The organism is Microcoleus sp. Pol12A5 (assembly GCF_036701435.1).
Lineage (GTDB): Bacteria > Cyanobacteriota > Cyanobacteriia > Cyanobacteriales > Microcoleaceae > Microcoleus.
In genome coordinates, this window is the sequence record NZ_JAUBQU010000140.1 from 1 (window position 1) to 14,401 (window position 14,401).

Below are 14,401 nucleotides of genomic sequence, written 5' to 3' on the forward strand. Positions count from 1 at the left end.
TTTACTGCAGGCAAATATTTCTGCTGTTTTTCTGATCGACAGCTTCTGTTCTAAATGGGCTGCTACTATGAAAGGAGCGCAAATCTACTGAGTATGCTTTCATTGGTATATTATTTTTAGTCGATTCTATTGTACCTCATAACATCCGGAAGTGCTGTAACTCCGGGTAGGTTTAGCAGTTTGGTCATTATGTTTTCAGAATTAACTTTGATACAAACTATTTACTAAAATTTTAGCCTAGTAAGTACGAAAGAGCCACAAATCTAGCTGCAAAAGTGCTAAACCTAAGCCACTGCTGGAACCAAGCCTTTGGGCGTGGGAAAATGATATGTTGGTAATGACGTACTGATGACAACAGCCGTTTTATTGAGGATCGGAATGATGGGCAACTATCACGTTCTGGTTTGGAGAGCAGTGGAGGAGGCGACTCCTTCACTGACTTTAACTATTGTGAACAAGGGATTGAAGGTGCTAGGGATGGAGCAGCAAAACGGTATTTCTGGGCAAGGGGAATCCGCCCCTAAAGAGGGAAAGCGTGGGGAGAATGCCCCCTCTACTATTGACGATGCACCTTGAGATAGCAAGTGGATTTCGATGAACCATGAATTAGAATTTCCATCCGCGACGGTCGGGGAGTATGTCAAAGCTGTCGAAATAGCCTCATCAAACAAACTACAAAAGGTACTTATGACGATCGCGCCACAGAAAAATTCTCCCCCCTCCTCCCCTTTCCCCAAGTCCTTCACTGTCCGGGCCTTGCGACTGAGCAAGCAATCTCACGCACTATTCTCCTTCAGCTATATCCTTTGGGGCTAATGGAAGTTTCCGTAATTTATCTTAACTATAAAACTCAAAACTCAAAACTCTTCACCAGCCCCTATCTCCCTTCAGACAGAGGAAAGCCTTCGTGATGTCCCTTATAATATATATAAGGTTAACTTCTAAGTACCCTTGTTAAAAATAAATTTTGCAAACAATAGGGGAAAAACTAATGAATAGTCAAGAAAACGCGAACCACACGGACAGCAAAAATCAAGTCACGCTACCAAAATCTAGGGAAATATTGCTCAGTGAGGAAACAGAAAAAGCCCTCGGTCAGCAAAAAAAAGAAGATGCTCAAACTATGCGCGCTGTAGAACAGTTAAAAGAAGAACTTCAGCACAAAATAGATGAAGAATGTCATCACAAGGTAGATTAAAACTAATAGGTTTTTTTGAGGGTGTGGGTAAAATGTGGTGTTGCCCACACTCGCCTTGGGAACGCAGAAGGCAGAATTAAATAAAAAAAATTAAAAGATTTTTTTATTACTTAAAAATTTTTGGGTGTATGGTAACCGGTACACCCAAGATTTTTTTTAACATAACTACTTCATTACAACCAGCATAAAAGGTACAAAAAAAATAAGTAGGAAAGTGGCAGTTGCTTCAAGACGGAAAATATCTGTTCCATATTCCCTATTCCATATTCCCTATTCCATTTGTTATTCGTTGTTTCTTCCTAGAGGTAGAGTGCAATGCAGTTCCTGGTTACCTATGATGAGTTTAAGTAAAAAATGTCAAATTAGATACACATAGGTACAAAACCATGAGCGTTGAAGATAGAGCAAAGGCAACTGGCAACAACATCGCAGGCGCTGCTCAAGAAGCCATAGGCAATGTTACTGGCGACCCGAAGGATAAAGCAGAAGGCAAAGCCAAGCAGGCCAAAGCTGAAGCTGGTCACGCGATCGAAGATGTAAAAGATGAGCTCAAAAAGAAACTAGACTAAGCTTCATACTAATTGAAAGGGTCGAGAAACCTGACCCTTTCAAGTATTCAACTTGTTTTCAGAACGGAGGAAAAAAGGTGAGTTTATTGCAGCAGAGTCGCAAAATAATTGCGGGCGTGCTATTAGTATTAATGCTGGCTATTACTACTGCCTGCGCGCCCAGCGTTTCAGCCCAAAAACCGAGTGATGTACCTGGAGCAATTGGTGGCAGTCAGGGTTATTACGCCCAGCTAGAACGTGGCAATACTGCAGCAGGTCAAGATTTTGGTCAATGGGTAACAAAGACGGCTCATGGCTTGGTTCAGGATGCTTACGTGCGCGACAATAACAAATTGGGAGTTGTAATCACCCCGCAAGTCCGCCCTAATGAAGTGAAAGATTTGGCGAAATCTTTAGCACAAGGTTTTCACCGCAATTTCCCAAATCAGGATATAAGTGTTTTAGTTTATGCTCCTGATAAAAAACTGATTTTGACCGCTAAGTACGACCAACAATCAAATCAGATTGAATACAAGTCTTGACCGGGTTAGCAAGCTTAAATGATAGCAGCATGGCGGTTTAATATTCCGCAGTTTTTTGAAAGCGAAACCATCTCAATTTAATACTGAACTGTTGTGTAGATTGGAAGAGAGTTACCATGAGTAGCAGCGATAATTACAAGCGTCAAATCATGAACGATTTAGCCCAGGGCGATCGAGAAATGATGCCGGAGACAACTGGTGAAGATTACGAAAACTTTGACGATTTTGCTCAGAGAACTTCGCCTGCTCAGCGCAAACAATTATTCGGGCGTTCCCTGAATCACGACTCCCTCCCGCCGGCGCAGTTGGAACCGGAATTGCAAAAGGCGATCGCCCAAATTAAGCCAAACGAACGCGACGACGTGGCGCGGGAATTCTTCAAGCATTTGAGCAAGAGAGGATTGGACGATCGCCAATTGGAAAAGCAGCTAAGACTTTCTACCCACCACGCCAGCCGCATGAATGCTGACGATGTTACCAAGCTGGCCTCGTTTACCTATCACAATCACCCAGATATTTTCCGAGAAGTGCTGGCAGAACAGCCGAGTTTGATGAAGTTTTTGGGAAATCCAATTGTTGCTGGTATTTTGGGAATAGTTGCGGCTAAATGGCTCAACAACCGCAAATAATCTCCGGTTCAGCCAAGCCTAAAAGCGGATAATACCTGCAGCAAATAAAAGGACGAGCGCCTGGGCGATCGTCCTTTTATCTTTTATATATATCTACTCCTGTAAAATAACCGCGATCGCGTTTCTAGTGAGGAATTTAGTTCTCATAAGATGCTGAGGACTCAATTCCTCATTACAAACCTTTTTGATTGCGGTAGTTCGAGGAGACATAATACTTAATAAATCCCGATGATTGAAATCTTAATTATTGCACTCGTAGCTGTTAGAGAGATTAACATCCCTTGGTAATTACCGACTACGAATTACCGAGTGCCAATGCCTAATTATTGGTCAAAGCTAAAAATAGCTCGACAGCAGTCAACAGCAGTATACCTGACACTCCGCAAAATTAAATGTACGATTAAGTGTTGCCGTGAATCAGAAAAAAAAGATGAACGTATCCACTATTTGGCGAAAACTCCGCAGCCAGCAAGCCCTGTGCTTTGCTGCACTCCTAGTAGGTTGCCTGGTATTTATCGGTTGTTCCCCCGCCCAGTCAGCGGCTGGCAATTCAGTCGATCCCAAGTTGAAAGAGCAAGTCTTGCAGATTATCCGCGAAAACCCGCAAGTAATTTTAGAGTCGGTACAAGCGTACCAGCAACAGCAGCAGCAGTCTCTCAAAGCAGCGCAGCAGTCATTTTTGCAGGAGATGAAAACTAATCCCAAATCTGCTATTGGAGATTCTCCGAGTACGGGATCACCTTCCCAGCAAATTGTACTTTTAGAGTTCTCTGACTTTCAATGTCCGTTTTGCGCGCGCGCTCACGATACTGTCAAGCAGTTTATGGCAAAACACCAAGACAAAGTTACTTTAGCTTACAAGCATTTTCCCTTGACTTCAATTCACCCTCAAGCCCTGCCAGCAGCTAAAGCAGCTTGGGCTGCCCAACAACAGGGGAAATTTTGGGAATATTACAGCGCTTTGTTTGAAGGGCAGAAAGAGTTAGGCGAACCATTGTACGGATCGATCGCCCAAAAGCTCAATCTAAAATTAGATAAATTCAACACAGATCGCAACAGCCCCGCCGCCGAAGCCGCCATTGCCAAAGACGTGCAACTCGCTCAACAACTGGGCATTGAAGGCACTCCATTTTTTATTATGAACGGCCAAACTTTCTCCGGGGCGATCGAGCTTTCTGAGATGGAAAGCATTCTCGCCTCTGTCTCGAAATAAGAAAGCCCACCTGAATAAACAGAACAGAGCCCCGATTTCTTAAAGAAGTCGGGGCTCGAATGCGCGATCGGGTTGATAGCTATATTTACTGACTAATTTTTGCGATTGGGAACAAATTTGCTCCTTGTGTTGTCTTAGTAAGACTCTAAGCTGCTTATGACTTAAGCCTTATATCTTGCCTTTTACAAGCTTTCCCAAACCTAGCTAGTGGATTCAAATAATTATTTGTCAATACTAATTTGAATTCTTTTGGCAAGACGATCGTCGCTTTTAAGCTCCATTTCCTTTGCATCTACGAGGAAAATCGATCATGGAAAAAATTACGCAAATAGTTGTCATTGACCCAACCGTTGAAGATTATCAAAGCCTTGCACCAAGCCCCGAACCAAGGAAAGAGATATTTATACTCGATCGGGCGGGGGATGGAGTCGAGCAAATTACAGAGTTATTAGCTAGCTACACCGATCTGGACGCCGTTCACATTGTTTCTCACGGCGGGCCTGGAAATTTGCAACTGGGGTCAATTCAGCTAAATTCTGACAACCTAGACGAATACGGCGATCGACTTCAGCAGTGGAAAAAGGCTTTAGCCCCTAACGCCGATATCCTCCTGTACGGTTGCAACGTGGCTGCAGAAATCGCCCCACCGATAGCAGGGCGATCGTTCTTGCAGCGCCTCAATCAACTCACAGGTGCAGACATTGCCGCCTCCAAAAACCTGACAGGAAGTGCTGCATTAGGCGGTGACTGGGATTTAGAAGTAACAATTGGTTCGATTGAAACACCTTTGGCATTCACCCAAGAGGCGATCGCAAGTTACGATCGTGTTTTAAATACTTTCGCAGTCACCAGCACCAACGACTCCGGCTTAGGATCGCTGCGAGATGCCATTACCCAAGCGAATGCTACTGCAGGCCCAGATATTATTGACCTGACTGGCATTACTGGCACAATTACCCTTGCTACGACACTGCCAACTATTAATGAAAGCCTGAGTCTGAACGGCCCTGGGGCAGCCAACCTGACAGTCAGCGGTAACAGCGCAGTGCAGATACTTAACACTAATACCGGCCCTGTTAGCATTTCTAACCTCATCTTTGCTAACGGGACTGGTGGCATTAATAACGCCTTTGGTGTCACCCTGAACCTTACAAACGTTACCTTCTCCGCCAATGTCGCTGGGGCAGGAGGTGCTCTCTTCAACAATGGCGGCACGGTGACCATCACGAGTTCTACGTTTACTGCCAATACCGCTACTGCTTTCGGCGGCGGCGCGATCAGGCAGGGTGGCGGTATTTTAAACATTGTTGGCAGCACTTTCACCGAAAACACAGCGACGGCAGCTAGCCAAGGCGGTGGTGCCATCCTGATCGATAGCGGTACAGTAAACATTACTGGCAGCACGTTTAATGGCAATAGTTCTCAAAACACCGACGGTGGCGGCGCGATCTACCACCGAGGCGGGAGCGAACTCTTGAGCATTGCTGATAGCACTTTCACTAACAACATTTCGGCGGCTGATGGCGGTGCGATCAGAAACGATGCCCAGCCATTAAGTGTCTCCAGCAGCACGTTTAACAGCAATCGGGCTGCACAAAATGGCGGCGGCATTGTCAACAGCGGCGCGGCAACGATTACCAACAGCACGTTTTCTGCGAACACGGCAACTAACTTTGGCGCGATCAGAAATGGTGGCACGCTGGATCTGAGAAGCAGCACTCTTACTCTCAATAGTGCAACGAACCAAGGCGGCGGCATCTTCAATACCTTGACGGCAAATGTCCGCAACACCATCATTGCTGGGAATACGGCTCCGTTAAACCCCGATGTAGACGGCACATTTACAAGTGAGGGCAATAACTTAATTGGCAACGGTACTGGTGCTGGCTTCACAAACGGTGTTAATGGCGATCTAGTAGGCACTGCTGGCACTCCCATCAATCCGAATCTCGCCGCGCTGGCAAATAACGGCGGCCCCACGCAAACCCACGCGCTGAATGTAGGTAGTCCCGCGATCGAGGCGGGTAACAGCGCGATCGCACCTGCTACGGATCAGCGTGGCTTAACTCGGCCTTCTGGCAGTGCTGTTGACATCGGCGCTTTTGAAGTACAGCAGATTGTCAGCATCACCGCGCCGGATAATTCAGCCGCTGAAACTCCTATCGATCCAGGCACTTTCCGTGTCAGCCGCAGTGATAGCACAGTCGGTAATTTGACGGTGAATCTCGCCATTGATGGCAGTAGTACCGCTGTTGCTGCTGACTACAATTTGGGCAGTACCTTTCCCGTCACTATTCCCAACGGGCAAAGCTTTGTGGATGTGATTCTGACTCCGGTTGATGACGCAATACCGGAGGTTGCAGAAACGCTGCGGTTGAATTTGGGAAATGGGAATTATGCGATCGCACCGGCCAGCAGCAATGCTACGGTGACTATTGCAGCCAATGACTCGATTGCTTATGCGATCGCACTCACAAATCCAGCAACAGGTTCCTTAATTGAAGGCAACTCGGGCACTCAACCCGTCACTTTCACCGTCACTCGCAGCGGTGGCACGGGGGTAGCGAGTACAGTAGATTATGCGATCGCGGGTACCGCGAGCAACGGCGCAGACTACAATAATATCAATGCTGCTGGGGCTACTACCGCCACAGGGACGATCGCCTTTGCCGCCAACGAAACAACTAAAACTATTGCTGTGGATGTCTTGGGCGAAACCGCAGTTGAACCTGACGAGACAATTACCGTCACCCTCAGCAACCCAAATTTGACCGCAGCGCCGGAAAGTTCGACTATCACCACCAGCACCGCCACTGCTACGATCGCCAATGATGACAGCCCTAGTATCTCGATCGGTGATGTAGTTGTTACCGAGGGCAATACGGGTACTGCTAGCGCCACCTTTACTGCCACTCTCTCAGCAGCTTCTAGCTTGCCCGTCACCGTCAATTACGTCACCTCAGACGGTACTGCTAACACTGCTGATAGCGATTACGCGGCGACCACAGGCAGCGTCATCTTCAATGCCGGGGAAACGACAAAAACCATTACTGTTGCTGTCAACGGCGATTCTAAGTTTGAAACTGACGAAACATTTAACGTCAACCTCAGCACCGCTGTCAATGCGACTATCACTAAAGCGACGGGCATAGGTACGATCGTAAATGACGACTTGGAGTCACCAACTCCGACACCAACACCGACACCGACTCCAACGCCGACTCCAACGCCGACTCCGACGCCGACTCCGACGCCGACTCCAACGGAAACTCCGACACCGACTCCGACTCCGACTCCAACTCCAACGGAAACTCCGACACCGACTCCGACTCCGACTCCAACGGAAACTCCGACTCCGACTCCAACGGAAACTCCGACTCCAACTCCAACGGAAACTCCGACTCCGACTCCGACTCCAACTCCAACGGAAACTCCGACACCGACTCCGACTCCAACTCCAACGGAAACTCCGACACCGACTCCGACTCCAACTCCAACGGAAACTCCGACTCCGACTCCGACTCCGACTCCAACGGAAACACCGACTCCGACGCCAACTCCAACGGAAACTCCGACTCCAACTCCGACTCCAACTCCGACTCCGACTCCAACGGAAACTCCAACGGAAACTCCAACTCCGACGCCAACTCCGACTCCGACTCCGACGCCAACTCCGACTCCGACTCCGACGCCAACTCCAACTCCGACTCCGACTCCGACTCCGACGCCAACTCCGACGCCAACTCCGACGCCAACTCCGACTCCAACTCCGACGCCAACTCCAGAAACTCAAGACGAAGATTGCATTTGCAAGCAGATAACCTTTCCCAGCCAGACTGGTATTCGCGGCCCCAACCAAACAAATACCACCACCAACGGTACAGAAAGCGACGACATTCTGGAGGGTTCGATTACCAATGACAATATCGACGGCTTAAATGGTAACGACTTGGAGGTTGGCTTCACTGGCAATGACAATATTTATGGCGGATCTTACCTCAGCATCGATCTAGGAAATACAACCATTCTTCCCTCTGCCAAAGATAGCGACGTGCTGTTTGGCAATGAGGGCGATGATTACCTCAACGGGGGTGCTAAAGATGATTTAATTTTTGCGGGCGAGAACGAAGATGTTGCTTACGGTGGCAAAGATGATGACATAATTTTTGGAGACAAACAGAGCGATACTTTAATTGGGGATGAGGGTAACGACACATTATACGGTGGTACTCTTAACTCTTTAGATATCGATTCTACAGGTCGCGATTTGCTATTTGGCCTCAGTGGCGATGATTACCTGAACGGGCAAGAAGCCGAAGATTCGCTTTCTGGCGGTAATGGAAACGATACAGTGCGTGGCGGCAAGGGTGATGATTTGGCCCTAGGAGACTTGGGCAACGACGTACTGTTTGGGGATGAGGGCAGCGATACTCTCTGTGGTGGCGACGGAGAAGATACTATGTACGGGGATATTGGCAGCCCTTTGGCGATCGGCTCCGCTGGCGCTCAAGACCAGATGTGTGGTGGTTTGGGCAACGATTTGTTGTTTGGCAATGAAGGTCAGGATACCGTCAACGGTGATGCTGGAAACGATACTCTGTATGGCGGCAAGGATGAAGACAGTTTACTGGGTAGTGCTGGGGACGATTGGTTATTTGGAGATGAGGGGAATGATACTTTGATTGGAGGTACTGGGGACGATCGATTTATCTTAGGTATCGACAACGGCCCCGAGATTATTTTAGACTTTCAAGATGGTCGCGATGCGATCGGCTTGACAGGCGGTTTAAGTTTCTCCCAACTGAGCATTACTGTAGAAAATAATTCTACTTCGATCCGAGTTACCAGTTCCGGTCAACTGTTAGCAACTCTCAGCAATGTGTCAACAGGCCTGATTAATGTTGCAGATTTTGCAATCCTGTAAGTAGTTCAACCAAATGATATCAAGTCCGATGCAAGATGCAATCGGACTTGATATGAGTCAAAATATACGATCGCCTTTTTCAAAATTTAATTTTTTCTGAACTAGATGAGCTTACTTATTAAGTGGGCTGATCTAACCATCATAAGTTTGTAGTGAGGTTCAGTCCTTTCTTAAATCTTTGAGCCAATAAGGACTAAAGTCATCACTACAAACCACTTTGATTATGGGTAATTCACCGGACACGATCGATTTTTTGATTAAACAGCCGCCAACTCTGGAGTCGGGCGCTTGCTGTGGCGGATACCCTCGATCGCCGCTGCGTAATCATTCGCCTTAAACACAGCAGAACCAGCGACGATCGCATTTGCGCCCGCCTCCAGAACCTGCCAAGTATTGTTCCCCTTCAAACCGCCATCTACTTCAATCCAAGGATCGAGGCCCTTGTCGTCGCACATTTTGCGTAACTGACGAATTTTCGGCAAAACAGCCGGGATAAAACTTTGACCGCCAAAGCCGGGATTGACGCTCATAATCAGCACCAAATCGCAAAGTTCCAGCACGTACTCGATCAACTCCAGCGGCGTAGAAGGATTCAGAACCACACCAGCCATTTTGCCCAATTCCCGAATTTGGCCGAGGGTGCGGTGCAAGTGAGGGGAAGCATTATGCTCGGCGTGAACCGAAATAATGTCAGCACCAGCCTTAGCGAAGTCCTCGACGTACTTCTCCGGCTCCACAATCATCAAGTGGACATCGATCACCTTGGTAGTAACCGGGCGAATTGCCTCAACAATCAGCGGCCCGATAGTAATATTAGGAACAAAGCGACCGTCCATCACATCTACGTGAATCCAGTCAGCCCCAGCTCGATCGACCGCCTGAATCTCTTCTCCAAGACGGCTAAAATCGGCTGATAATATGGATGGAGCAATAACAATTGATTTTTGGGATTGGGTCATGGCTAAGTCTGTTCTCCTGTCTGCTGTGCTGTATCCAGTTTATCAAAATACGGGTCTCCGGGTCGAAAAGTTGCCAACGATCGGTCGCGAGATTGGGAGGGCAGAAAAATTTTGCCTCTGACAGACAAGTTTTGCGATCGCGCCCCAGCCCAGCTCTGGGAATTTTGGTTTAGGATATAAATTTTCCCTCTAACAAATAACTTGTGTGCAAAATCTGACCTTCTGCAAATTTTGAGTAGCGAATTATGAAAAAAACAGATCCCTTAGAAAATCCTGAACTCGATCGTGCCAGTCTGTTTGTATTAATGATCCCAGTCATCGGCTTTTTCCCGGCCCTGTGGACTCTTTACCGCCGTCAGGGCAGCCCCGAACGCAAAGCGGTCAGCCGCTTGGCAATTGCCCTTGCTTTTAGTTGGCTTTTAGGACATATTCTTTTAGAAGCTGGAGCGATTTCTGCGGAATCTCCGACACTTCCCATGTTATTAATGAGTAGCCTGCTAACAACCAGCTATTTCATCGTTGCTCTGGGACTGATGGTTCGCCTCTGGAAGCGTCAACCCCTATGGTTGCCCGGAATTAGCCGCGTAGCCGAGCAAGTAGTGGGCAAACATTTATCATAATTTAGGGTTCTTTTAAGCCCCTACGGTATTGATTGATTGCGTCTTCAGCTTGATACTACATATTGCCATTATCTTTTTTTATTTTTGTTGTGTGTGAGGAAGCCAGTGCCAGCTCAAAAAATTCCTAATCAAGACCCTATCCAACAATCAACTGCTCAACCTTCAACCAAAAAATCTTCCCAGCCCCATCGAGGCCGCTGGCTGGGTTTTGGTTTTGGTTTGGCTGGAGTAGCCATGCTCTCAGCCACAGCCGGAGCGTTGCTAGCGGTGTCCCTTTCCACAACGCCGCTTCAGCAACAAAAGTTGAGCCCTGAAGAAGCAGCAGTATTTTCTCAAGGCGACATGGCAAAGCTCAACATGAAGATGCCGGAGCTGACTCGCCCAGTTAATATTTTAGTTTTAGGACTTAAAGTTCTGAGTTCAGACATTGACGGTCATGCCGATAAGGAGCAGGGATACGAGGTGTGGCAGAACTCTTTCAAGGGGTTAACCGATACCATGCTGTTGGTCAGGTTTGACCCTCAAAATAAAAAGTTAAGCGTGCTTTCCATTCCGCGAGATACCCGCACCTATGTGGAAGGTAGGGGCGAGGTGAAAATAAACGAAGCTAATTACTACGGTGGCCCGGCTTCGTCAGCCAAGTCAGTCAGCGCACTCTTGGGCGGGGTGGGAATTGACCGCTATGTCACAGTCAATATTCAAGGCATCAAAAGCTTGGTCGATGCACTTGGTGGCATTACTATTAATGTCCCTAAAGACATGAAGTATACCGATGAAAGCCAGCATTTATATATAAATTTAAAGGCTGGCAAGCAGAAACTCAACGGCGAACAAATCGTGCAATACTTGCTTTATAGGCACGACGATTTGGGCGATATTGGGCGGGTGCAGCGCCAGCAATTGTTGATGCGGGCTTTTGTGGAACAGGAAGTTAATGTAGGTTTGCTGTCACGCTTGCCGAAGATTTTGTCGGTGATTCAGTCTCACCTTGATACCAATTTGAGTATAGAAGAATTGGTGGCTTTAGCTGGTTTTGCTACTCAAACCGATCGCGCTAGCGTGCAGATGTTGATGGTTCCCGGCAAGTTCAGCGATGCGAAAGATTACAAGGCGAGTTTTTGGTTGCCAGACCAATATGGCATCGAAACTATGGTGGCGGAACATTTTGACTTCGGCCAGAATACTTGGACAATTGAGAATGCTGATGCGACTTTTCTGAAGGTGGCGATTCAAGATAGTACCGGCGATCGATCTGCTGTTGAAGCTTTTGTCAATAATTTGACTCAAGCCGGTTATCGGAATGTTCAGGTTTATAAAGCTTGGCCCGAACCGCTGGAGGTAACTACTCTAGTAGCTCAACAGGGCGATATTAAAGGTGCTCAAGCAATTCGCCAGTTTTTGGGTTTTGGAGATGTGCTGGTTGAGAGTACCGGTGCTTTGCAGTCAGACGTGACAATCAGATTGGGTAAGGATTGGTTGGAGAAAAAGGCTCAGTCCGGCGGGGCGGCTAAGTCTTTTTAAACTGGATTTTAACTGGGGTATTTGTAGGGACACAGCAATGCTGTGTCCTCTTATTTTGTGTTGATAGAAATGGAGGCGATCGCTTTTTTGTCGATTTACTGATACTATCTTTTTTGGTGATGATGGATCGCGATCGCAATACCGATACTTCCCTCCGCAATCTGAACTGAAACAATAATCAACGAGGGAAAGCTTAAAATATTTTATAAAGGTAGAGTTGATGCACAAGAGTCCTAAAATAGACCGACAGCGAGAACATCAGGCAAATGAACGCACCTTTCTTGCATGGTTACGAACTTCACTCTCTTTAATTGGTTTTGGGTTGGCGATCAGTCGGTTCAGTTTATTTCTCCGTCAATTTCAAGCTACAGTGACTCAGCAAGAAGTTTCCTCCCCTCCCTTCTTCAACTCAGAAACTTTAGGGCTGAGTCTGGTCGTTTTTGGAATTGCGGTCATTGCCTTAGCAGCATGGCGTTATAATCGAGTTTTCTGGCAAATTGAGCGAGGTGATTATCGCCCAAATCGTGTGCTAGTTGGGATTCTGACTGGAGTTGTAATGATTTTAGGAACGTTAAGCATTCCGTTGTTGCTATGGCGCGATCGCGGAAATATAGCTCCCACTTCAACTCCTAAAAATTCTCAATTCTAAGTTAACCCGATCGCTTAGAATTGAGTGAAAATAACCGCAACCATATCATTAAGATTTTGTGCATCTAGATTGTCTATGGTGTTCGAGAGATGGGGAGAGCATTTGACTTTCGATCTGCTCATCGAAATATACAATTTAAATGCAGTACAAATTACAAGCGGAAGCAAGTGAAATGAAGCCATCGCACCCACAACCAACTTAAAAAACTTCCCAGAAAATAAGAGATAAAATCTGACCAACTAAAGTGATTTCCCAAAATCAGCCTTCCGGGTAAAGTAGCTCGCATTGCTTGTAAAAACGGAGGTGTCCACAGTTGGAGAAACTCTACTCCGCAGGTAGCTAGACACACAGCTACAGCCGCCCTAATTTGCGAAAATCGCGGCAAGATCAGAACAACCAGCAAAATCCAAAATACCTCATAAGCTATGCTCCCAAAAGAGTCGTTGAACCATTCCGGTGCAGGGCCGCGAGAAAATCTCACTATGTAACCTAAAGGGATAATCACGATTATACTGATGAGCAGGGCGGTTCGATATTTAAAAAAACGGCGATCGGGAGAAATTGGGGAAGTCATTAAATTTGAGACAGGTTTTTTATTCAATTTTACGCTTTTGCTGTAGTATGGATTCTAGTCCCAGAACAGTGACATGAGATGAAGGATTACATCGATCTTTACTGCGAACGTATGATGCCTGGTTTATGGGGTGAACCACTAAATGCTGTATCTAATATTTCTTTTCTCATTGCAGCAGGGGCTATTTTCCAATTGGCTCGGCGACAGAAAAAAGTACCCATCGGTATTTGGATATTGATTACTTTAGCTACCAGTATTGGTATTGGAAGTGCCCTATTTCATACATTTGCGACACCATGGGCAAGATTACTAGATGTGATTCCTATTATGCTCTTTCAGCTTGGATTTTTATGGCTCTATAGCCGTCAAGTAGTTAGGATGAAATATGGATATGCAGGAGGATTGCTCGTAGGATTTTTCTTGGTCAGCAACTTCAGCAATAAATTTACAAATGTTCTCAACGGTTCTCTTTCTTATGCTCCTGCATTTTTGGTGTTATTAGGGCTTGGAGTATATCACTATCAGCAGCAAAAGCGTGAGCCATTTGTTCTATTAGCAGCATCGGGGGTATTCCTGTTAGCCCTTACATTCCGAACTCTCGATCGGGCGGTTTGTCCTTACTTTTCAACTGGCACCCATTTTCTTTGGCATCTTTGTAATGGTATTTTGCTGTACTTATCAGCAAGAGCATTAATCCTCAACAGGCCTATGATGGACTAGGGATCTATGAAGTTTAAAAATCCGAATTAGCCCAAGTCTTAGCTAAGATAACTCGTCCTGCTTCACTGCTATAAGGTTAATCGCGATCGCCCACAGGTAAACTCAGTATAAACCCTGTTTGACCAAGTATTGCAGCATCTAGTTTGATATCGCCGCCGTGGGCCCGTGCGATTTCCCTTGCTAAACTTAATCCCAATCCCGAACCTTCGATTTTTTGGATCTGAGTCGAGTCACCGCGATGGAATCGCTCAAAAATACGATCGCGCTCGCTCAAAGAAATATCCTGAGAACTATTGACAATTTT

Annotated in this window: 14 protein-coding genes; 11 read left to right on the forward strand and 3 right to left on the reverse strand. The window is 46.6% G+C overall.

The genetic code is table 11. The annotated features are described in order from the left end of the window. Positions 1–348: 348 nt before the first annotated feature. The 7 genes from QUA45_RS24725 to QUA45_RS24755 all read left to right on the forward strand — a co-directional run bounded on the left by QUA45_RS24725 (position 349) and on the right by QUA45_RS24755 (position 9,054). Positions 349–576: a hypothetical protein gene (locus tag QUA45_RS24725; protein WP_333099761.1), complete on the forward strand. Its 228-nt coding sequence runs from the start codon at positions 349–351 to the stop codon at positions 574–576. 415 nt (positions 577–991) lie between these two features. Next, a complete protein-coding gene (locus tag QUA45_RS24730) occupies positions 992–1,198 on the forward strand; it encodes a hypothetical protein (RefSeq protein ID WP_333068742.1) in 207 nt (68 codons plus the stop codon). 386 nt (positions 1,199–1,584) lie between these two features. Next, complete coding sequence (locus QUA45_RS24735; RefSeq protein ID WP_333099762.1) at positions 1,585–1,767, forward strand: CsbD family protein; 183 nt, start codon at positions 1,585–1,587, stop codon at positions 1,765–1,767. A gap of 77 nt (positions 1,768–1,844) precedes the next feature. After that, positions 1,845–2,288 (forward strand): hypothetical protein, encoded by a 444-nt coding sequence (locus tag QUA45_RS24740; RefSeq protein WP_333099763.1) that lies wholly within the window; start codon positions 1,845–1,847, stop codon positions 2,286–2,288. Between the two features lie 116 nt (positions 2,289–2,404). After that, complete coding sequence (locus tag QUA45_RS24745; protein WP_333222386.1) at positions 2,405–2,917, forward strand: hypothetical protein; 513 nt, start codon at positions 2,405–2,407, stop codon at positions 2,915–2,917. 430 nt (positions 2,918–3,347) lie between these two features. Continuing rightward, positions 3,348–4,130 (forward strand): DsbA family protein, encoded by a 783-nt coding sequence (locus QUA45_RS24750; RefSeq protein WP_333099766.1) that lies wholly within the window; start codon positions 3,348–3,350, stop codon positions 4,128–4,130. 310 nt (positions 4,131–4,440) lie between these two features. Beyond that, complete coding sequence (locus tag QUA45_RS24755) at positions 4,441–9,054, forward strand: DUF4347 domain-containing protein (RefSeq protein WP_333222388.1); 4,614 nt, start codon at positions 4,441–4,443, stop codon at positions 9,052–9,054. A gap of 257 nt (positions 9,055–9,311) precedes the next feature. On the opposite strand, the gene rpe is transcribed toward QUA45_RS24755, so the two are convergent. Then, a complete protein-coding gene (gene rpe / locus QUA45_RS24760; protein ID WP_015179568.1) occupies positions 9,312–10,013 on the reverse strand; it encodes a ribulose-phosphate 3-epimerase in 702 nt (233 codons plus the stop codon). Positions 10,014–10,258: 245 nt separating this feature from the next. Between rpe and QUA45_RS24765 the strand changes: the two genes are divergently transcribed. The 3 genes from QUA45_RS24765 (at position 10,259) to QUA45_RS24775 (ending at position 12,803) form a co-directional block, all read left to right on the forward strand. Beyond that, positions 10,259–10,633, forward strand: a complete 375-nt coding sequence (locus QUA45_RS24765; protein ID WP_015179569.1) for a hypothetical protein — start codon at positions 10,259–10,261, stop codon at positions 10,631–10,633. A 105-nt stretch (positions 10,634–10,738) separates the two neighbouring features. Next, positions 10,739–12,154 carry an LCP family protein gene (locus tag QUA45_RS24770; RefSeq protein WP_333099769.1) on the forward strand — a complete coding sequence of 472 codons (1,416 nt, stop codon included), beginning with the start codon at positions 10,739–10,741 and terminating at the stop codon, positions 12,152–12,154. A 220-nt stretch (positions 12,155–12,374) separates the two neighbouring features. After that, on the forward strand, positions 12,375–12,803 hold the full coding sequence (locus QUA45_RS24775) for a DUF202 domain-containing protein (RefSeq protein ID WP_333099771.1): 429 nt from the start codon (positions 12,375–12,377) through the stop codon (positions 12,801–12,803). Positions 12,804–12,954: 151 nt separating this feature from the next. On the opposite strand, the gene QUA45_RS24780 is transcribed toward QUA45_RS24775, so the two are convergent. Beyond that, positions 12,955–13,377: a DUF2809 domain-containing protein gene (locus QUA45_RS24780; RefSeq protein ID WP_333222390.1), complete on the reverse strand. Its 423-nt coding sequence runs from the start codon at positions 13,375–13,377 to the stop codon at positions 12,955–12,957. Positions 13,378–13,455: 78 nt separating this feature from the next. Between QUA45_RS24780 and QUA45_RS24785 the strand changes: the two genes are divergently transcribed. Continuing rightward, the gene (locus QUA45_RS24785; protein WP_333222392.1) at positions 13,456–14,097 is read left to right on the forward strand and encodes a ceramidase domain-containing protein; all 642 of its coding nucleotides are present in this window, start codon (positions 13,456–13,458) and stop codon (positions 14,095–14,097) included. Positions 14,098–14,173: 76 nt separating this feature from the next. On the opposite strand, the gene QUA45_RS24790 is transcribed toward QUA45_RS24785, so the two are convergent. Then, positions 14,174–14,401 (reverse strand): sensor histidine kinase (locus tag QUA45_RS24790; RefSeq protein WP_333222394.1); only part of this gene is annotated, 228 nt, incomplete at its 5' end.

Bases quoted from the DNA above. Each gene is read 5' to 3' on its own strand.
- QUA45_RS24725 (WP_333099761.1), top strand. From the start codon at position 349: ATGACAACAGCCGTTTTATTGAGGATCGGAATGATGGGCAACTATCAC.
- QUA45_RS24775 (WP_333099771.1), top strand. From the start codon at position 12,375: ATGCACAAGAGTCCTAAAATAGACCGACAGCGAGAACATCAGGCAAAT.
- QUA45_RS24780 (WP_333222390.1), bottom strand. From the start codon at position 13,377: ATGACTTCCCCAATTTCTCCCGATCGCCGTTTTTTTAAATATCGAACC.
- QUA45_RS24730 (WP_333068742.1), top strand. From the start codon at position 992: ATGAATAGTCAAGAAAACGCGAACCACACGGACAGCAAAAATCAAGTC.
- QUA45_RS24785 (WP_333222392.1), top strand. From the start codon at position 13,456: ATGAAGGATTACATCGATCTTTACTGCGAACGTATGATGCCTGGTTTA.
- QUA45_RS24755 (WP_333222388.1), top strand. From the start codon at position 4,441: ATGGAAAAAATTACGCAAATAGTTGTCATTGACCCAACCGTTGAAGAT.
- QUA45_RS24750 (WP_333099766.1), top strand. From the start codon at position 3,348: ATGAACGTATCCACTATTTGGCGAAAACTCCGCAGCCAGCAAGCCCTG.
- QUA45_RS24765 (WP_015179569.1), top strand. From the start codon at position 10,259: ATGAAAAAAACAGATCCCTTAGAAAATCCTGAACTCGATCGTGCCAGT.
- QUA45_RS24745 (WP_333222386.1), top strand. From the start codon at position 2,405: ATGAGTAGCAGCGATAATTACAAGCGTCAAATCATGAACGATTTAGCC.
- QUA45_RS24735 (WP_333099762.1), top strand. From the start codon at position 1,585: ATGAGCGTTGAAGATAGAGCAAAGGCAACTGGCAACAACATCGCAGGC.
- rpe (WP_015179568.1), bottom strand. From the start codon at position 10,013: ATGACCCAATCCCAAAAATCAATTGTTATTGCTCCATCCATATTATCA.